A 19000-nucleotide genomic window follows, 5' to 3' on the forward strand; every position below is an offset into this window, starting at 1 on the left:
CAGTAATGAAAATTACATTCGCAGTTCTGTTCTCATTTATATTAACTGGCTGTTCACTTTCCATGGACATACCAGATATAGATGAAAAGCCAAATTTAATGTCTCGTGGCGCAACTTATAATGATTTAGTCAGCCTGCCTTTGCCTCGCGGTAAGGTTTACGTCTCCGTCTATGACTTCAGGGACCAAAGCGGCCAGTACAAACCGCAACCTAACAGTAACTTTTCAACCGCCGTTCCACAGGGTGCCGCAGCGTTACTGATGACATCGCTTTTAGACTCTAAATGGTTTATTCCCCTTGAGCGTGAAGGGTTACAAAACCTACTGACAGAGCGGAAGATTATTCGGGCAGCGCAAAAGAAAGATGAAATCGTCGCCAATCATGGTAATGATCTACCCTCTCTTGAGTCAGCTAACATCATGTTTGAAGGGGGCATTGTAGCCTACGATACCAATATCAAAACAGGCGGTGTCGGTGCGCGTTATCTTGGAATCGGCGCATCTGGTCAATTCAGAGCCGACCAGGTCACCGTCAATGTTCGTGCTGTCGATGTTAGAAGCGGGCGGATACTACTCAGTGTCACCACCAGTAAAACCATCTATTCGCAAGAAGTGCAAACCGGGGTGTTCAAGTTTATCGACTATAAAGATTTGCTCGAAGCCGAACTGGGGTACACCACCAACGAGCCGGTCAATGTTGCGGTAATGTCGGCCATAGACGCTGCAGTTGTACATGTTATCGTTGACGGGATCAAAAACGGCCTTTGGACAACCTTGAGAGAAGAAGATCTCAAACACCCAATCATCCAGCAGTACATGGAAACGAGCCAACCTATCATCTAACTCTGAAAAGTTAAGGTCCCACCTTTTGCCCTCTTAGGAGGGCCTTTTCATCTTTAAGTCCCTCCCCCAGCCTTAATCTCTGTTAACACTTCTACAATCATGGCTCAAGCTCAAACTCAAACTCAAACTCAAGAACAAACACATGAGTTCAAAAAATGATTCCACAAGCTAAAAAAAATAAATTTCGCTACTGGTTGTTCATCGGTGGTCAATAATATCCCCCAAGCAATATCCATCTGCTTGCAAGCAATTGATTGCACACAATCTAACTAAACTTAAGTTTAGCTATTTGTACTTCTATCATTATTTAGAATGAGTTCTCAACAATAATAATTAATTCAACACTATTAACCCGTCGCATAAAAATTCAACTGATCGTTTAGTGAGAATCCTTTGTCAAAAGCGATAATTAAATTACAAAATGAAACAACAAAGACGGATGTGGTGATGAGACAGTTTAACAAGGCAGTAGTCATATACATTGGTCTATTGGGTTTTCATAGCCAAGTAAATTCAAGTGACCTTGCGCTAAACGAATTGGGTCATATTAATGAAATAAGCTACGGATTCGATAATTACGCCTACATCAAAGTCAACAACGGTAATAATGGGCTGGCCACAATTATCCAGAAAAGCTTTGGCAATGGTGGAAACAACAAGGCAGCGATTTCTCAATCGGGGAATGGAAACAAAGCAATTATTGAACAGCAAGGTGCATTAAACAAAGCTTCAATCCAACAAGATGGTAACTACAACCTTGCGTATATTTCTGAGACAGGTGTTGATAACACCGGGCTCATTTTACAAGTCGGCAATAACAATAAAGCCGCTTTGGTCCAAAAAGGTAAGGGTAATAAGGGAGAAATAAGTCAATATGGAAATGACAATACCGCGTTAATTGTACAAAAAAGTAATGTTAAAAGTTATTACTCTGAAATAACCCAAACGGGTAACAATCAAACTCATGTAATCATAAACGGTATGAATCGCAATATCGTTATTGAATAAGCACAATTAAGGATAATATCATGAAAAAGTTAGCAATGATTATCGCAGCAACTATGGTTTCAGGTTCAGCATTAGCTAATGGTTATTCACCATACTATGACTCATACAATTACTCTGACAACCGCTCTTTCATTTACGTAACTGATGATAGTGATGATAACACAGTTTACGTAAAGCAGGTGTCTTACTCAACAACAGCTAAAAACAAATCAAAAGTAAAAATCGATGATGATTCAAATGGTAACGATGTAACTGTTTTCCAATTTGGTAGTAAAAATGATTCTGAAGTTGACATCGATAATGAGTCTGATTGGAACAATGTTACAGTCAAACAATTTGGCTACGATAACAAATCATACATTGAAGCAGATCACAGTTCAGACGGAAACCATGTATATGCTGAACAAAAAGGTAACTACAACGATATTGACATTGAGATCGAACCATATGCTGATGATAACTATGTAACAGTCAAGCAAGATGGTAATCACAACAAAGCTGAAGTTGATATTGATGCTGGTGATTACAACCATGTGTACTCTAATACTGAAGGCAACAACAACGAAGTAGATGTGGATATTTTAGGTGGCTATGCGGATGGTAACTATGTAACCATTTCTCAAACTGGCGACGATGCCAAAGCAGTTGCCCTAATTGATGCTGAAGGTGATTATACTACTGGAAACCATCTAACATTCACTCAGACTGGCAATGATTACTCATATATGGAAGTAACCAATGGGTCAAGCAATAACTACTTGACTAATATACAACTATAACATTACTTGCAATACTACCTTTAGCAAGCGGCATCAGCCGCTTGCTTTTTTTATATTCCTCTTAAAGAACGCTCCTTAACTCAAAAACAAATCTCGCTGTAAAGAGGCCCCCGGCTTACAGGCATAATCTGAAAAATCAGTCATACCTTGATGCTGCAACACCTCTTCATCAATGAAGAACCGACCAGTACATTCTTTGGAATCCCGAGTGATAATTTCATAACATGCATCAGCCATAATGGTCGGATGACGGGAATGCTCCATGATTGTCTTGCCGTTCTTCATGTGGGATATCGCGGACGTGGCAATCGTGGTTTTCGGCCATAAGGAGTTGGCTGCAATACCGTACTCTTTGAGTTCATTGGCGAACGTCATGGTCATCATCGACATGGCGTATTTCGAACTGGTATAGGCACCGTAATTCTTGAACCACTGCGGGCTCAAATCTATCGGAGGAGAAAGGGTTACTATATGCGGGTTTGAGGATGTGCGTAAATACGGCAGGCAAGCCTGGGTTAGCAGGTACGTGCCTCGAACATTGATCGAAAACATCAAGTCAAACCGCTTGCTCGGTGTATTTTCCATGTTCTGCAAGTGAATACTGCTGGCGTTGTTGATGACGATGTCGATACCACCCGTTTGCTCGACAGCCTGCTCTACGGCGCTGACAATGGCAGCCTCATCGCGGATGTCCAATACAACAGGGATCGCCTTTCCCTTCCCTGCCTGATTGATCTCTTCTGCTGCGGTATAGATGGTTCCGGGGAGTGTGGGGTGAGGTTCGGTGGTTTTCGCAGCGATAATCACCGTTGCCCCTTCTTGTGCACAGCGCTTGGCTATAGCAAAGCCTATCCCTCTTGAGCCGCCGCTGATAAATACCGTTTTGCCTGTTAAGGAGCTCGACTGTTCTGTGAGTGGTTCACTGTTATTCTCTTCACCCGCTTTTACCTTGGGCATTGAGATAGTATTCACCATCACTTCCAGTTGGTTTATTGCGCGCCTTGCTTTGTCAAAAAAATTACCCATTACCTTCAATCCTTTAGGCTTATGTTCAACCAAGTATATACCCAAGCTACTTCAAGGTTAGGGGAATTATTCAACTTGCAAGCAAAGAAAAGCTGGAACATGGACGCCCTGCAACATCCATCATTCCAGCTCTTATATCTGCTCTAGCGGCTATTTAGAATCAGGCTGGACGGTTGAGCCTGAATCTGATTGATCCGGTTCCACACTCTCAACTTCCGTATCTCCTACTCCCTCCTGGGGCATCTTCATCCAAGTGGTAAACAACTCATACCAAATCGCGAGGATAACAGCGCCCAGGAACAGCCCGATAATACCGGCTGAGATCATACCGCCAATAGCACCAATCAAAATAACCGGCATGGGGATTTCGACACCCCGCCCCATCAACATAGGCTTCAAAATGTTGTCCGAAAGCCCTGCTAACAGCACCCAAATAGTGAATATCGTCGCGGGGGTTGTATCCATATACGAGAACACATAGATGATAACAGGCAACACAATGAGCAAGGCTGGTAACTGGGCAATGGCAAGAATAAAGACGACAAAGGTGATAAGCCCAGCAGCTGGGATCTTAAATACAAACATGGCTGCACCAATCAAAATTGACTGGATAAAGGCAACGCCAACCACGCCGAGCAGCACACTACGGATAGTGGCGGCGATCAAACCAGCCCACTCCTCCCCGTGTTTACCCACCACCCGGACAGAGACCTGTTTCACAGCGGTTGCCATTGATTCAGAATGTGCCATGAAGCCAGCAGCAATAAGCAAAGAGATGATAAACATAACCACGGTTGCCAAGCCACTTCCCAACACACCGGCAAATGCACTCACTGCCGCTTTTATCTCCGCGGAGTATTTCATCAAGGCCTGCTCCATGTTGGTGGCGAACAAGGCCCAGGTGCTGTATACCTTCTCGCCCACCATAGGGATCTCAGCCACTTTCGCCGGAGGTCCCGGTAGCTTCACGGTTTCGCTTTGCAGGAAATTGGTTAGGGCAACCACACCATCAAAAACAGATCCCATCACGATCACCAAAGGAACCACCAGTATAGCTATGCCAATCAATGCCAACACAGTGGCTGACAACCCTCGCCGCCCTTTCATCACCCCTTCTAGCTTTAATGTTAGTGGCATCAAGGCTACCGCAATAATGGCACCCCACAGCACCGGGATAACAAATGGTTTGATAATGTCGTATGTCCATAACAGCAGTATGACTAGCAAGCCAATGCGTATGAAAGACTCCAACATATTATTGATAAATATCTTGCTCTTGTACTTTTCAAGTTGTTTATCCATCGTTGTTTTCCTGACTGTTTTGGCTGGCGCCGACCAGGCTGGCTACAACAATTGCCATATAGAACACACCAGCAATCGCTTCCAAATACACAATGACCTGAGCAACGGGTGAAGTTGGGCTTATATCGCCGTAGCCCAATGTAGTTAAGGTGACAAAACTGAAATAAGCGGCACTGGAAAAGTTATCTCCCCAGTCTTTGGCCTCCAAACCGGTGAAGGACTCAGGGGAGAATTCCAATATCAGCAGATAAGCGATGGCCCACATCAAACCGAGCAATAAAAACAGCGCCAATGAGCCAACGACTTTGTTGTTATCTATTGTCCCGGTGAACAAGATTTGCCGCATGATCGATTTGAACGTGCCGAAAAAGAAGGTCAGCATCAATACCAGCATAGCGACATCGACTTGCTTGAGCTCAAAGATCTCTTTGATCGCCGCCAGCCCTATCCACGCGATGATGAGACTCAACAGAAACCGGTACCACCCCGAATCAAACCGTAAACTCACCAGGCAGACGACAAACGTCAGCAAGGTGATCCCCTGCACGATCTTGTCCAGCCAAGTGACATTCAGCACTTGATCCAATGACGAACTCACCAGCAAAATAATCAGTGCGATGGTGAGGTAGTAAAAGTTATTTTTTTCGGTGATTTTATTCCCCATTTCCCCATCCCGCCACGTAATGAAATGTTAAATTATTGAGTTTGTTCTGATTCTGAGCTTTTCTGCTCTTCCATCACCATAATCGACGCCGTCATGCCAAAGCGTAAGCTCACGCCATCAGGCAAAGAAGCCAGGGTGATTTTCACTGGAATACGCTGGGCGAGCCGGATCCACTGAAAAACCGGATTAACACTCGGTAATAAGTTATAGCCCACCGCACCATTTTGCGGGGCGATACCCCATCCGACTGAATCAACCACCGCTTCGATGGGTTGCTCTGGATAGGCCATCAAGGTCACTTTGGCTTCATCACCGATCTTGATATTGGCAAGTTGGTTCTCCCTGAAGTAGCCGAATACCCAGAAGCTGTTAACATCAACCAGCGCCAGCAAGGGTTGGTTGGCTACCGCTTGGGTACCTTCACGAATATCCAGATTGGAAACATAGCCATCTACCGAGGCAAACACCTGGGTAAATTCCATATTCAATTTAGCCGCTTCTAACTTTTGCTCTGCGACCTTTATCTGGATCAACGACTCCTCATAGGAAATCTGGCGCCGGGTAATGTCCTTGAGTGATACCGCCCCTCGGTCTTTACGTTGAATATCTAGCAGCCTATCCAGTTCAATTTTCTTGCCTTTAGAGCTTATTTTGGCGCGCTCTAGAGATGATTCAGCTTGTGATAGCGTATTTTCGTAAGTCGTTGAATCAATCTGAAATAGCAACTCACCTTTGCGGACAAACTGGTTATCAACCACCGCCACATACACCACCGGTCCAGAAACACGCGGTGCGACTTTAATAATGTTCGCCCTTACCTGGCCATTGCGGGTCCAAGGGTTGTCAAAATACTCTTGGTATTTCTGGTAACCAAAATAAATGGCTCCACCAATGATGATGAGGTTAAGCGCAATCACGAATAGCTTTTTTATACTCTTCATTGGCACACCTAAAACTGAATAAAGTATGCATCTATCGCCACGGTGTAGAGCACCGTAATAGCGATAAATGTCATCGATGGATAAGCAATCAAGCGTGATAAGCGGGTCTTATTCAAAATCACCACGGTTATCCAGGTCGCGATCACAGACAAGATGATGACGAGCAAAAAGGGTGAGTAATACACGTCCCCCCAGGACAGTTCATGTGGTACTTCCATTTAAGGCCCTCCCGGGTAGCTCTGTTTGGCCGGGTCGATAGGCTCGCCAAACGGCGATTTCGCCTTGGGCACCTCGCTCGGCGCTAAAACCGGCAACTGTGTTTCATCGAGCATTTCCCCCCAATCAGTCCGACTCTCCATCTGCGAGCGAGTGGCATCGTTAAGATAAGAACGCCCTGTTTCGGCCTCCCAGCCCCCGCCCAATGATTTGTAAAGCGCCACAACCTGATTGGCGACATTCCCTTTCACTATCGCATAGGCATCCTCACTGCGGGTCATCTTCTCTAGCGAGTTAAGTAAGCGCTCGAAACTAATTTGGCCATTTTCATATTGGGTCAAAGAGATGTTGTAGGCCCGCACGGAGGCATCTACCGATCGAAAGGCCAGCTTCTTCTGGACTTGGTTGAGCTGGTATGACTCCAAGGCGTTAGTGACTTCCTGTACGGCCAACAACACTTGTTTGTTGTAATTAGTTAATGTTTCCTGGAAGCGCGCATCTTGGGTACGGATAGTGCTTTCTACCCGGCCATATTGGAAAATGTTCCAGGAAAATGACGGCCCCAGAGTGAGGTTTAGCGAGTCACTGAAACTGAAATCATTACCTGCCGGTACGGTGCTGTTAAGGCCAATAACCCCAAACAAGGAAAACTGCGGATAAAGATCTGCTTCTGCTATCCCAATTTGACTACTCTGGGCATGAGCCTGAAGCTCTGCTAGCTGTAAGTCTGGGCGACGCAGTACCAAGCCTGCTTCAATCTGGGTACTGATGGGAACTGTTGCCGGGATCAACGAATACTGATCGTAATCACTCGTCAGCCTGCTACTGCGAGTGCCCTTATACTTGTTATCAAAGGCTTTTACCTTGGCATTGACCCACGGGCTGTCTAACAGCACCATGGCCTGCTCGGGCAAAATCCCAAGTAACACAGCGATAGCGTTGCGCGATTGCATCATGCCGATTTTCAAACTCGGCAGCGCTGATTCAGTGTTGTAGAGCTGGGTTCTCGCCTGCTGCACATCGAGCTCGGTTACATCCCCGGATTCATACTGGATCTCAGTGATACGTTCTACGCGGCGCTGGATCTCAATATTGCGCTCAGATAACAGCACCCTCTCCTGGAATGTCCGGTAATTAATATAGTTGCGGGCGACTTCCGAGGTGATGGTGACCAGAATATCGTGATAGGACGCAATAGAGGCATACAAGGTCGCTTCAGCTGATTCGACACCTAGCGCATAGCGTCCCCAAACATCCAGCTCCCAAGCGGCATCAAAACTCAATGAGGCATTGTCGAAGGTATTTTCATTTTGATAGATCTTCGCCACACTGCCCGAGACATTTTGCCGTTGCGGATATTGGAACGACTCGGCTACACCAACTGCCGCACGCGCCTGAAGAATACGCAAACCAGCCGCTTCCAAATCCAGGTTCTGCTGGCTGGCTTTTTCCACCAACTCATTGAGCACCGGATCGTTGAACTGCAGCCACCAGCGTGCCGTTTTGGTTTTGCTTTGCTCGAGGTCCCATGTTGTCCACGACGTTGGCAGGGTTGCCGGTGCCACCCCTTCAAACTTGGGACCCAGCACCGTGCAGCCTGACATGACAAGCAAAGACATCACAGTGACACATACCCTGATCTTACCTACCACGCATCGCCCCCTAAAACCGCTTCATCTGCAGTTCACCCCAAGCAACCTCATCACTCACCTGCTTGCACTGGAGCAATGATTCAAAAATATTTTTCTTCAAGTTTAGAAAGATATAGAAACCTGCAATGTCTGAATTCGAATACTTCTCTAACTCGAGATGAGAAAAATATTGATCCAACTTCGCTTCCAACGCTTGATAGTCTTGTTTCAAATGCTCGCTGTTTAGCGCTTCAACACCAGAAGAATCTAGCTGCCACAATGCCTGCGACAATGCTGGGACCACCGTATCCCGGTTACCTTGTTTGGCCTCAACAAGGAGCGGATTATCATCCAACTTCTTGCGAGCCTTAATGAACGTCATTAAGTGATGGTGAAACAAGTCGCACTGTTCGATATAACTGCCAAGCTGTTCGCCGGTCACTGACGGGTATGGGTCTGTTTTGAACTTGGATCCCCACACCTGCATTTTTTTTAGTGCAACAACCATGGTGGTGATCCGCCAGACCAGCTGTAACTTTTGCCACAGCGATAATTTGTCAGCTTGCAGCAACCGGATCACCCCTGTCGCATGGCGGAAAAAACGCTCTCGAAACACCAATAGCAGATGTTCTGGACGGCTGGAAAATGGCAGGTAATACGAAATCACCACAGACAAAACGGTCATATAGAACAAGGTGACAATCGTCAGGGTGATACCGAAGTGGTAAACCATGTTGTTGTCTATACCGAGGGTAAACATGCCTAATAAAAAGAAGATAGTTACTGGGCCTTTGAGCACATAGAACCCAACAAAGGTATAGGTGAAAATGAATACCGCCAGCTCTGCTCCCAGCGTCAATTGCGGCAACAGAAATACATAGGCAGGAACAGAGAAGACAAACCCCAACGTAAACAGAATGAAAAGCATGACTGGGTGGAAAGGCAGGAAAGAGAGGATTGAGACAAACAAGGTACTGAAGATAACGAAGTTATAGCCGCCGGGCGGATTAAACTGAATCCAAAACGTACCCGCAACCCAATATGTTATGAACACTTTTACAGCCGATTTAGCATTTTCGGCATCCCACCAGTTAAAATTTGGCTTACCTTTTAATGGCGGTAAATCAAAACCGACATTGCCGGTTAGTGAATCAATACTGCTGATACAGCTTTCAAGCTTGGTCAATCGCTCCCTGAGTTGGTTAAAGAGATAACCCGATGATAATGCTTCCCCACGATATAAATGCCCTTCCCGTTTCAGTTTCTCACCATCATATTCGACATCCCCCAGAGGTTGAGGAGCATGGGCATCTTGCTTTTCCCAAGCATCAGGCAACCTGTCAAATAGCTGGATCACTTCTGATCGAAGCTCATCAAAGTTACGCAGGTAATCGACCGGGTGCCCCCCGGATCGTGAATGATCTTTCGCCGCGAACAGAAGTATTTCCGTGATCTGGCTAAATAAAGCGACTGTACCATCCCACTCTTTTTTATAAGCCGAGATCTCACTGCATTCGCTGTTGAGGGTCTGGTACCTAGTTTCAAATGCCTGCTGGGCAGCAAACAATGCCTTGCTGAGTTCAGCTAAAGTCGGAGGGACTTCTTCTTCTACCTCACTGTCTCGCTCTTGATCAGAAGCATCATCAATCTGCGCTGTCTCTTCTAGATTGTCTGCATCCAGCTCCTGTTGCGGCTCCTGAGGCTCCTGAGGCTCCTTAGGTTGCTGGGTTTGCTGGAGCGGTAAGCTCATCGCTTCAAATAGCGCCTTTTGTGCTGAAGCTAAATTATCGCCAAGTTGCCGCAGGTTCTGCTCAACCTTTGGCGGGAATAAAAACACGCCAACGAGGGTATACACAACAACACCAAATACCGTCATAAAGGTACGATCTAAACCATAGAGAAACGCCCCTTCGGGATCACCACCGTTGTACATCATGAGGATCATGACGCCGGTCAGCATAAATAGAGTTGGATCGTTAAGGTAGGCAGAACGGATATAGAAAACAACCACAATCACCAAGGAGACCGCCAACATATACAGCAATCGGTCTTGGGCAAAAAAGCCAACTAATATCAGTCCGATAATGCCACCAGCGATGGTACCCAACACTCTTAGCGTGCCTTTTGCCAGTGATTCTCGGCGGCTGCCAGTAGAGGCAATAAGCATGACTGTTGTTGCTGCCGTTGAGGGTTGCGTCCATCCCAACGCCATGGGAATCATATACGCGAGGGTCAGGCTGACGGCAACCCTAAAGGCAAATTTGAACTTGTCATTGAGGCAAAAGGGAACCAGCCAGTTTCTCAATTGGAAAACCGACAACCTATCTCTGATGCGAAGTATTTGAGTATTGGTAGTGCTCAAGCTGCGCCCCTAGAATGCGCCCTGTAAGGACGGTTATGCCCCTATTGGCATAATTAATAATCCTAGGAGGTTTTTGATAAAGCGCAGCAAATTTTTGTCTTATCTATCGAACTGTTAGCCCTCTAAAACAGTTCGTGCAGCATTGAGACTCCACTCATAACTGAGTCAACTCATTGGGTTCGGCAAATAAGAAACGCGGTGAGTGCTGTTCAAGCTCAGCTTTTGAGCCATAGCCCCACAAGACGCCTGCAGACTGTAAGCCATTGCGGTGGGCAGCGGTCAGGTCTACATAGCGATCACCTATCATCAATGACTTATCTGAGATCACTCCGTTCTGTTTTAACGCCTGAAGCTGTTGCCACTTTTCGATCCCGACATCACCACCATCAACAAATTCAAAATGATCATGCAAATCAAACAACGCAAGGATCTGACTGGCAAAATCGGCTCGCTTGGAGGTACACACACCCAGTCGGTATTTACCCTGTTGTTTCAACTTATCGAGAGATTCCCTAATCCCTGCATACAAGTGATTCTCCGCATAACCGATTTCTGAATATCGCTGACGGTAGGTATCCACTAGGTCAAGGATCAATGAAGATTGGCGGGATTCAACAAGCTCCATAAAGGTTTGGTCAAGAGGCGGCCCTATGTATCGGGCGATTTCCTCTTCACTACGAGTGTTATAACCATGCGCAGCTAAAGCGTGGTTCATTGAGCGTACTATCCCGAGCTTGGGATCGCTGATAGTACCGTCCAAGTCAAATATGAGTGTCTCGTATTTCATTCTCTCTTCCCTGTGTTATGCCCTGATACAAAAAGCCCCAGTGAAAGACTGGGGCTCAAATTTAACTACTTGTTATCGACGACTCATCTATTGGCTCTTCCACCAGTGGCGGTTGCTGCAGTGCGTTCACCGCATTAAGCAACAATTTTACTGCAGGAAGCATACGGCTCTCGTCTATATCAAAGTCACCGTTATGGTGCCCTGCAGTTAGGTCAGAGCCGACAAGACAGTAAATTGCCTTACCACCGCGGGATTGAACTCGGTCAACCAAATAGCCGGCATCTTCACTGGCACCGAAATCTTTCTCTCGAACCACTTCACTAAAGCCACTTTCCAGGCCAATACACTCAAGCAGTTCGACAAGTTCAGCGTCGTTTTCCAGCCCGATAGCCTCCCCCTGAGCACACAGTTTTACTTTCACCCCGTGCATCATGGCTGCCGCCTCGGCAATATTCTCGACCTGCTGGAACATATATGAGTTCAAAGCACGGTTCTCACCGCGAGTTTCTCCCAGTAGGACTGCACTGGCCGGGATCACATTCCGCCCGTCCCCTGCATGCATCTGCCCGACGTTAATACGGGTCATACCGTCACGGTGACGCGGGATCGCCAACATTTGACTGACTGCGGTACAGGCCGCTGCCAAAGCATTTTGGCCCGCATTAGGCTCAATACCGGCGTGTGCTGGTTTCCCCGTAAAATGAAGATCAAACTTAGAACTGCATAAAAAGTGTTGGGGATCGCAAACCAAAGTACCACTTGGCACATTCATACCGATGTGTGCGGCAAAGAAGTAATCAACATCATCCAGCCAGCCACTCTCGGCAATCGCCTTACCGGCACGACAGCCTTCTTCGGCAGGTTGGAACAGAAGCTTAATTTTACCTTTCAGTTGATGCTTGTTTTCAGCCAATACCTCTGCAATGCCCAAACCAATCGAAGCGTGGGCATCATGACCACAGGCGTGAGCAACACCAGGGGCTAGCGAAGCAAAGCCAAGGAAACGTGGTCGGTGTGCATCCTCTTCACTTTCCATCACTTCCACGGCATCAATATCAAAGCGCAGTGCAATGACTGGACCTGGCTTACCGGTATCCAATACAGCGCCAACTCCAGTGATCCCATCCATGTGGGCCAAATAGGTAATATCTGCGCCCCAGCTGATTGCTCGCTCCTGTGCTTCAGCAACCAACACTTCATCACGTCCCATGATCGAGGAGCGAAGAATGATCTCATCACTGAAGTGCAGCGAATAGCCTAAGTTTTCGAGGTGACTAGCGATTCGGCTAGTCGTGAAGAATTCCCGCCATGCGGCTTCCGGGTAGCGATGGAATTCCCGGCGATGATTCATCAAACGCTGTGACAGCGTCTGTTCATCGAATTGCAAGTTACTTGACACTAATTTGTTCCTACTATTTTTTACAAAGCCTTGGCTTTAGTAGCCAGTCAGCTCCATAAATCCTTGTCCAGTGTGACTCCCTGAAACCGTTATCGGCCCTTCCCAATAAGAGAAGATAAACGGTAGCCATTGCTCCTTTCGGACCACATCCACTTTAAGCTCAATATCTTTAGATGGCACTTTTACCTGCCACACAATCGGATACGTTTTTCCACCATAGGTCGAGAACGTTATTGGTGACAACTGAAAATCATCCGCTGATAATACTTCTGTTGTACCATCTGGCCAGCTTAGCGAGCCAAAATAATACGGTCGCACATCTTTTTCCCTGATCTGGTACAGCATTAATGCACTTCCATCATCAAGGTGGATAGAAAACCAATCCCACCCCAGCTGGGTTTCGGCAAGTCCACGGCTACTCCACTCGCGGTCATACCATGCATCACCACTCACCGTATATTGTTTACCGTCGAGTTCTAGACGCCCTTCAATATTCAAAAAAGGCGCACTGAAGTAGTAAGAGGCAATATCTTCCGTTGCATGCTTTTTACTATAGCCCTGCTCCCCCTGGAGCACGATAGCACCGGTTTGCTGGATAGCTAACTTTCCTTCCATGCCACTGGCATCTTCAAATGACAACACACCAGGAAATGGCGAATCAGAATAGGATCGCCACTCCCAGTTATCTAGCCAAGCACGATACGGGTGGCCTAATACCCCTGCTTGGCCTATGCCTCCACGAGCAAAACGCTCAGCAGACCACACTTTATCTTTACCGGTTACAACTAAGTGTGCCATGTAACGCTGTGGGCTCTCCCAACCCCGTCCTTCTTCAGTCGTCGAACGGAATCGAAACAAAGTCCACTGCAAGCCAAAATGCTCACCATCTTCAGCTTGCAAGTTTGCCGTCAGATACCACCACTCGGCACGGAAGTCCGGATGCGGTAGATGATCTCGGGGAAAATGAAACTGATAGCCCGGCTCGACAGGGGCGAATTGTGCATTATCAGGGTCCGCCATCATGGAAACAGATGGGCTATCGCTGATTTCTTCTTGATCGTAACTCAGCAGAGCCAACACTGTAGCAACAGCAATGACCGAAATAATCAAATACCAACGAGGAAAGCTCGCTCCCTTCATCAGAACGACTCCCTAAGTGACATAATTGCCGACTGTTTTACCAAGCGCCAAACAGGCCATGCACCTGCTAGCAACAACACAATTAAAGCGGACCCCAACGAGAACAGATAGTTAGTCGGGAAGTATTCTATTGGCATAGTCCAGCCAAATGAGTACTTCAAGACAACATCAATCAACAGCTGAGCCAACACCAACCCCAACGGCAAGGCAATCAAAGCTGTCAGAAGGCCAATCATGAGTAATTGGCCACCGCCCAGCAAAGCGAGCTCTCGCCCGGTCATTCCCATACACCGCAGCAGCGCAAATTGCCTCAAGCGCGATGTCTCACCAGCTACGGTAGCAAAGAATAAACCACACACCGCCACAAACAATGTCAGCTTGCCAAGTGTTGCCGTGACAATGAAGGTGCGGTCAAACACGTTCATTGCCTGCAGCATCAGCTCATTGTTATTCCTGATCCTCTCCGGTGGTAAGCGGAAGGTTTCACCAAGGGATCGGATCATCTGTGTAGACTGCGAATGGTCATTGAGGTGAATGGCTAAGCTGACTTGCCCTTTATGGGGCCAGACGGCTTTCCAACGTTTCTGCGACAAAATGATCTGACTATATGGATTGCCATAGTCATAGAATACCCCTGCCACCAGCCATTGCTTATTCAGTGGAGGTGGTAGGTCGATAATCTGCCCGGGCTTGATGTTTTGCTTCAACGCCATGGATTCGCTGACCAGAATAGCTCTATCGTGATGAAGCTTCTGCCAATATTCAGGAATCGCAACTTTTACAGCAAGCGCTTGTTTCTCATCGGCGGTACCGCCAATGCTCACTACCTGCAGGGTACCTGCTTCAGTTGGCAGCATTTTACGCCATTGCCACCATACCTGTTTCACTTCGTCTTGGTTTTCCAGCCATTGGGTCATTCTCGGAGCCATATTGACCGCTGGACGAATGTAGATATCGGCAGCCAAGCGTTGTTCTAGCCAAGTCTGGGTGGTATTCCTGAAGCTGCCGACCATGGTTTCCATACCTATGTTTGATGCCAGTGCCAGCATGAAGGCCATTGAAGCCACACCACGATAACTCAAGCTTGCTGCTGCATCAGAGAAGAACCAACGCAGACGTGCTGATCGTACAACCACACCCAGCAGTCGGAAAAGCTGCCACAGCAAAAATGGCATCGCCAATGCTGACGCAATCAAAATACAGGCGATAAGAACAAAGCCTGCTTTTTGCCCATGCGGCAGTTGATAAACGGCAATCGCAGCACCAATGAACATACATGAGAAAATCGCTTGCAAAGCAAACTCACGGCCACTGAAGCGCACTATGGACATTCGGCTTGATAGTCGGGCTGGCTGGGTGCGGATAAGCCTCACCAAAGGCCAGCCACAGGCAAGCAGGCAGCCACCGACAGCAATCAGCACTGAAGCAAGACCCCACTCCCACTGCCAACGGACAATCAGGCTGACATTGGCTCCATAGAGGTCATTGAGCGTCTCTGCGACCGATGGCAACAGCTTTTCAGCCAGTAATAAACCAAATAAGTTACCACCAACAAGGCCGACGACAATCCAAACAATGAGTTCCAGGCTCAGGGCTCGAACCAATTGACCAGAAGATACCCCGGCCTGGCGCATTAATCCGACTAAAGGCTGACGCTGTGAGAACGACAAAGACATCGCCTGATAGAAAATAAACAGGCCAACGACGAACGCCAACATTCCCATCGCAAACAGGTTCAGGTGGAAAGCATCTGTCAGTGGCTCAAGCCCTGCGGTTTCTTGCTTTTCAAGCTTGAGCGCAACGGGCAATTTATCTTCAAGCCGCTTGAGCGACTTAGGATCTAGGTCACCACACAAGATGGCGGTTAGCCCCGAGCCAGGTTGAAGCTGCCTTACCAAGGACATATCGGCAATTAACCTCGGCCCTTTTATCCGCTCTTCATTGACGACATGCAGAGGGCCAAGGGTTCGGCCTGAATCCAGTTTCAACATCTGGCCGTCTTTAAACCCCATATAGTTGGCGAGCTGATCACCCACTAGCACAGGATATGGCGACTCCATCAAAGACAGCATCTGCTGCTGATCGTCATTGCCCGACATGGTGTTACGGCGGAAGCTGGAAAACAATGCAACAGGATCGACACCGACAATTTCGATGCTGCGGCCGTTTTCGAGCAGAAGTCGCTGCTCTTCCAACGGAACACACTGGCTGAAACCATCTCGGCGGAGCTGGACATAAAAGCCCTGCGGTACTTTCAATGCAGGTTGACTGTGACGAATGCGATAAGGAAATGGATTAGAAAACAGGAGCTCGCCGTCACGGTAGCTTTCACGGGCTTGTTGGTTGACCCCCATTACCCCGACCAGCAAGGCAATGCCTAAGGTTAACCCCAGCCATACAAGAACAATTTGAAGAGGGTGACGCTTGTAATGTCCCCAGAGCGCTTTAGCTACGGGGCTTGACATGCAAGTGCCCTCCCTGCAGGCGAATGCAGCCATTCATATGGGCAGCAACCTGTTTACTGTGCGTCACTAATAGCAAAGTACAATCCAGTTGTTTCGTTAGGTTAGTTAACAAGTTAATCACGGCAGCTGCATTTCGCTCATCCAAACTGCCGGTTGGCTCATCAGCCAAGAGAATTTGCGGCTCCATATACAAAGCACGGGCTATTGCAGCACGTTGCTGCTGACCACCCGACATCTCTTCAGGGTAACGGCCTAACAGTGGCATCAAGTCGAGAGCGGCAATGATCTGTCGCCAAAGTGCAGGCTTTTCAGGTAACCCTTTAAGCTGGCGACAAAATCGAATGTTGTCTGCCGTTGTCAATGTCGGCAGTAGATTGAACTGTTGGAAAACCAAACCAATGTTGTTACGACGAAAAGCAGTGCGCTCACGCTCTGAAATCGTATGTATGGGCTTATCACCCAACCATACTTCACCTGAATCGACGGTATCCAACCCTGCGATCAAGTTCAGCAAAGTACTCTTGCCAGAGCCACTTTCTCCCATTAGCGCCAGTTGTTCACCTTGCTTTAAATTCAGTTCTGCACCCTGCAACACTGAATGGTATTCATCGCCATCCATATAGCCTTTGCAAAGGTCAACCAGTCGTAACATTATTATCCCCAGAGATAGGAAGTCTTTGAACTGAAATTTACAGTAAACCAATTGTTCTATAAAGCCCTTTACGGAACATCGATATAAAATACACCTAATGCGTTACAATCGATCTACATTTCCGTCAAAGCCCGAACATGCCCCTCACAAATTCGCTCAACACAACCCCGTTTGCTGTTGTATATTTTTATTGTATACCTTTGTTTGGAAACCAGTCTTTGTTTCCAGCATTTTAACCCGCTACATGGAGCAGTAGTTTATGGAAAAAACAATTTTAGTCGTCGGCGCGTCCGGTTACATCGGTAGCCATCTTGTGCCCGAATTGGCCAGCGCGGGCTATACAGTCAGAGCGACAGGTCGAAACCTAAAATTGTTAGAAAAACGAGGTTGGCAAGACATAGAAAACGTCAGCGTTCACTATTTGGATCTCAACGAAGCTGATAATCTTCCTGAGCTTCTCGAAGATGTAGACAGTGTCTTTTTCCTCGTTCACGGTATGAACCATGGGCATGATTTCATTGATATTGAATTAGAAGCGGCACACAACTTCAGTGATGCCCTTAAAGAGTCTGCCGTTGAACGTGTCATTTACCTCGGCGCCCTACAGCCTACTGACGGCAAGCCTTCTGAACACCTTCAGGCCCGTAAAGCAACCGGTGATATTCTCAGGGAAAGCGGAAAACCCATCACCGAATTAAGAGCAGGTATTATCGTTGGTCCCGGCTCTGCAGCCTTTGAGGTAATGCGAGACTTTGTTTTCCATTTCCCGCTACTCATTACACCGAAATGGGTGTATTCAAAAAGCTCCCCCATTGCACTTCGTAACCTGCTGTATTATTTGCTGCAGCTGCTTAATTTCAAACCGACCAAACATCAGATCATGGATGTTGCTGGGCCTGAAAACATTACTTACGCCCAGCAACTAAGAACTATCGGCGAACATATCGGTAAAAAAGCGCGGATCTTAGCGGTTCCTTTCCTGACACCAAAGTTCGCTGCAAGGTGGCTACACCTTGTTACATCCGTGCCGACTAATATTGCTAAGGCGCTCATCGGGGGCCTAGGTCATGACTTACAAGCCAATGGCAATGCTCTGCAGTCTCTTATCCCCCAACGGCTTCTTAGCTATGACGAAGCAGTAGAAGAAAGCCTTGGACACGAAAATGAAGTCGTCAGGAGTGATATTTGGGGGTTTGACCCTGATGCGCTTGCCCGCTGGCAGCCTGGCTTCGGTTATTACCCCAAGCAAGCGGGATATCGACTTAAAACCGATGCCACTGCCGAGCAACTTTGGCGGCAGGTGCAACTCGTCGGAGGCAAAGAGGGCTATTTTTACGCCAATTATCTATGGCGGATCCGTGAGTGGATGGACTTTGCCATCGGTGGTGATGCACTCAGACGCTATCGCCGAGATCCTGAACAGCTTGAACTGGGTGATAAAATTGATTCCTGGAAGGTCATCAACATCGTCCCTAACCAATTTTTATCCCTGCTGTTTGGCATGAAAGCGCCGGGGCTTGGCCGTTTGGAGTTTACTATCGAAGACAAAGGTGACCACCGTGAAATAGACATCCGTGCATGGTGGCACCCGGCAGGGTTTTCTGGTTTGCTTTACTGGTTTGCCATGATGCCAGCCCATCTGTTTATATTCAGAGGAATGACCCATGCACTGGTTGAACGTTGCCAGGCAAAAGCACAGGAAGGAAAAACCGAGACTGTTTAACCGCTACGCCTTTCACTAAGTTGATACAAAAACGGGAACCGACAGGTTCCCGTTTCGCAATTC

Annotated in this window: 16 protein-coding genes; 4 read left to right on the forward strand and 12 right to left on the reverse strand. The window is 47.4% G+C overall.

Translation table 11 applies throughout. From position 1 onward, the window contains the following. Positions 1-5: 5 nt before the first annotated feature. The 3 genes from R2X38_RS08280 (at position 6) to R2X38_RS08290 (ending at position 2629) form a co-directional block, all read left to right on the forward strand. Positions 6-842, forward strand: coding sequence for a CsgG/HfaB family protein (locus tag R2X38_RS08280; RefSeq protein ID WP_317521770.1), 837 nt, complete (start codon positions 6-8; stop codon positions 840-842). Between the two features lie 393 nt (positions 843-1235). Continuing rightward, positions 1236-1850 carry a hypothetical protein gene (locus R2X38_RS08285; RefSeq protein ID WP_317521771.1) on the forward strand — a complete coding sequence of 205 codons (615 nt, stop codon included), beginning with the start codon at positions 1236-1238 and terminating at the stop codon, positions 1848-1850. 20 nt (positions 1851-1870) lie between these two features. Beyond that, positions 1871-2629, forward strand: a complete 759-nt coding sequence (locus R2X38_RS08290) for a hypothetical protein (protein WP_317521772.1) — start codon at positions 1871-1873, stop codon at positions 2627-2629. Positions 2630-2704: 75 nt separating this feature from the next. Here R2X38_RS08290 and R2X38_RS08295 read toward each other — a convergent pair whose 3' ends face one another. From R2X38_RS08295 to R2X38_RS08350, 12 genes are all read right to left on the reverse strand, one after another. Beyond that, on the reverse strand, positions 2705-3655 hold the full coding sequence (locus tag R2X38_RS08295; protein WP_317521773.1) for an NAD(P)-dependent oxidoreductase: 951 nt from the start codon (positions 3653-3655) through the stop codon (positions 2705-2707). 150 nt (positions 3656-3805) lie between these two features. After that, positions 3806-4957 (reverse strand): AI-2E family transporter, encoded by a 1152-nt coding sequence (locus R2X38_RS08300; RefSeq protein ID WP_317521774.1) that lies wholly within the window; start codon positions 4955-4957, stop codon positions 3806-3808. After that, positions 4950-5621 carry a potassium channel family protein gene (locus tag R2X38_RS08305; protein ID WP_317521775.1) on the reverse strand — a complete coding sequence of 224 codons (672 nt, stop codon included), beginning with the start codon at positions 5619-5621 and terminating at the stop codon, positions 4950-4952. The genes R2X38_RS08300 and R2X38_RS08305 overlap by 8 nt, the downstream gene beginning before the upstream one ends. A gap of 32 nt (positions 5622-5653) precedes the next feature. Then, the gene (locus R2X38_RS08310; protein WP_317522247.1) at positions 5654-6553 is read right to left on the reverse strand and encodes an HlyD family secretion protein; all 900 of its coding nucleotides are present in this window, start codon (positions 6551-6553) and stop codon (positions 5654-5656) included. Between the two features lie 17 nt (positions 6554-6570). Next, on the reverse strand, positions 6571-6780 hold the full coding sequence (locus tag R2X38_RS08315; protein ID WP_222550521.1) for a DUF1656 domain-containing protein: 210 nt from the start codon (positions 6778-6780) through the stop codon (positions 6571-6573). After that, a complete protein-coding gene (locus tag R2X38_RS08320) occupies positions 6781-8382 on the reverse strand; it encodes a TolC family protein (RefSeq protein WP_317522248.1) in 1602 nt (533 codons plus the stop codon). 58 nt (positions 8383-8440) lie between these two features. After that, on the reverse strand, positions 8441-10630 hold the full coding sequence (locus R2X38_RS08325) for an FUSC family protein (RefSeq protein ID WP_411185014.1): 2190 nt from the start codon (positions 10628-10630) through the stop codon (positions 8441-8443). A 295-nt stretch (positions 10631-10925) separates the two neighbouring features. Further along, on the reverse strand, positions 10926-11558 hold the full coding sequence (locus tag R2X38_RS08330; RefSeq protein WP_317521776.1) for an HAD family hydrolase: 633 nt from the start codon (positions 11556-11558) through the stop codon (positions 10926-10928). A 61-nt stretch (positions 11559-11619) separates the two neighbouring features. After that, positions 11620-12957, reverse strand: coding sequence for an amidohydrolase (locus R2X38_RS08335; RefSeq protein ID WP_317521777.1), 1338 nt, complete (start codon positions 12955-12957; stop codon positions 11620-11622). A gap of 36 nt (positions 12958-12993) precedes the next feature. Continuing rightward, on the reverse strand, positions 12994-14097 hold the full coding sequence (locus R2X38_RS08340) for a lipocalin-like domain-containing protein (RefSeq protein WP_317521778.1): 1104 nt from the start codon (positions 14095-14097) through the stop codon (positions 12994-12996). Continuing rightward, positions 14097-16562, reverse strand: coding sequence for an ABC transporter permease (locus tag R2X38_RS08345; RefSeq protein WP_317521779.1), 2466 nt, complete (start codon positions 16560-16562; stop codon positions 14097-14099). The genes R2X38_RS08340 and R2X38_RS08345 overlap by 1 nt, the downstream gene beginning before the upstream one ends. After that, a complete protein-coding gene (locus tag R2X38_RS08350; RefSeq protein WP_107298360.1) occupies positions 16543-17214 on the reverse strand; it encodes an ABC transporter ATP-binding protein in 672 nt (223 codons plus the stop codon). The genes R2X38_RS08345 and R2X38_RS08350 overlap by 20 nt, the downstream gene beginning before the upstream one ends. A 259-nt stretch (positions 17215-17473) precedes the next feature. Here R2X38_RS08350 and R2X38_RS08355 point away from each other — a divergent pair, with 259 nt between their 5' ends. Next, positions 17474-18937, forward strand: coding sequence for a DUF2867 domain-containing protein (locus tag R2X38_RS08355; protein WP_317521780.1), 1464 nt, complete (start codon positions 17474-17476; stop codon positions 18935-18937). The last annotated feature ends 63 nt before the right edge of the window (positions 18938-19000 follow it).

The organism is Photobacterium rosenbergii (assembly GCF_033022775.1).
Classification (GTDB): Bacteria; Pseudomonadota; Gammaproteobacteria; order Enterobacterales; family Vibrionaceae; genus Photobacterium; species Photobacterium rosenbergii_A.

What these genes read in the sequence shown, in the direction of transcription:
- R2X38_RS08280 (WP_317521770.1), top strand. Translation starts at nt 6, where the DNA reads ATGAAAATTACATTCGCAGTTCTGTTCTCATTTATATTAACTGGCTGT.
- R2X38_RS08290 (WP_317521772.1), top strand. Translation starts at nt 1,871, where the DNA reads ATGAAAAAGTTAGCAATGATTATCGCAGCAACTATGGTTTCAGGTTCA.
- R2X38_RS08295 (WP_317521773.1), bottom strand. Translation starts at nt 3,655, where the DNA reads ATGGGTAATTTTTTTGACAAAGCAAGGCGCGCAATAAACCAACTGGAA.
- R2X38_RS08300 (WP_317521774.1), bottom strand. Translation starts at nt 4,957, where the DNA reads ATGGATAAACAACTTGAAAAGTACAAGAGCAAGATATTTATCAATAAT.
- R2X38_RS08305 (WP_317521775.1), bottom strand. Translation starts at nt 5,621, where the DNA reads ATGGGGAATAAAATCACCGAAAAAAATAACTTTTACTACCTCACCATC.
- R2X38_RS08315 (WP_222550521.1), bottom strand. Translation starts at nt 6,780, where the DNA reads ATGGAAGTACCACATGAACTGTCCTGGGGGGACGTGTATTACTCACCC.
- R2X38_RS08320 (WP_317522248.1), bottom strand. Translation starts at nt 8,382, where the DNA reads ATGTCAGGCTGCACGGTGCTGGGTCCCAAGTTTGAAGGGGTGGCACCG.
- R2X38_RS08325 (WP_411185014.1), bottom strand. Translation starts at nt 10,630, where the DNA reads ATGATTCCCATGGCGTTGGGATGGACGCAACCCTCAACGGCAGCAACA.
- R2X38_RS08330 (WP_317521776.1), bottom strand. Translation starts at nt 11,558, where the DNA reads ATGAAATACGAGACACTCATATTTGACTTGGACGGTACTATCAGCGAT.
- R2X38_RS08340 (WP_317521778.1), bottom strand. Translation starts at nt 14,097, where the DNA reads ATGAAGGGAGCGAGCTTTCCTCGTTGGTATTTGATTATTTCGGTCATT.
- R2X38_RS08345 (WP_317521779.1), bottom strand. Translation starts at nt 16,562, where the DNA reads ATGTCAAGCCCCGTAGCTAAAGCGCTCTGGGGACATTACAAGCGTCAC.
- R2X38_RS08350 (WP_107298360.1), bottom strand. Translation starts at nt 17,214, where the DNA reads ATGTTACGACTGGTTGACCTTTGCAAAGGCTATATGGATGGCGATGAA.
- R2X38_RS08355 (WP_317521780.1), top strand. Translation starts at nt 17,474, where the DNA reads ATGGAAAAAACAATTTTAGTCGTCGGCGCGTCCGGTTACATCGGTAGC.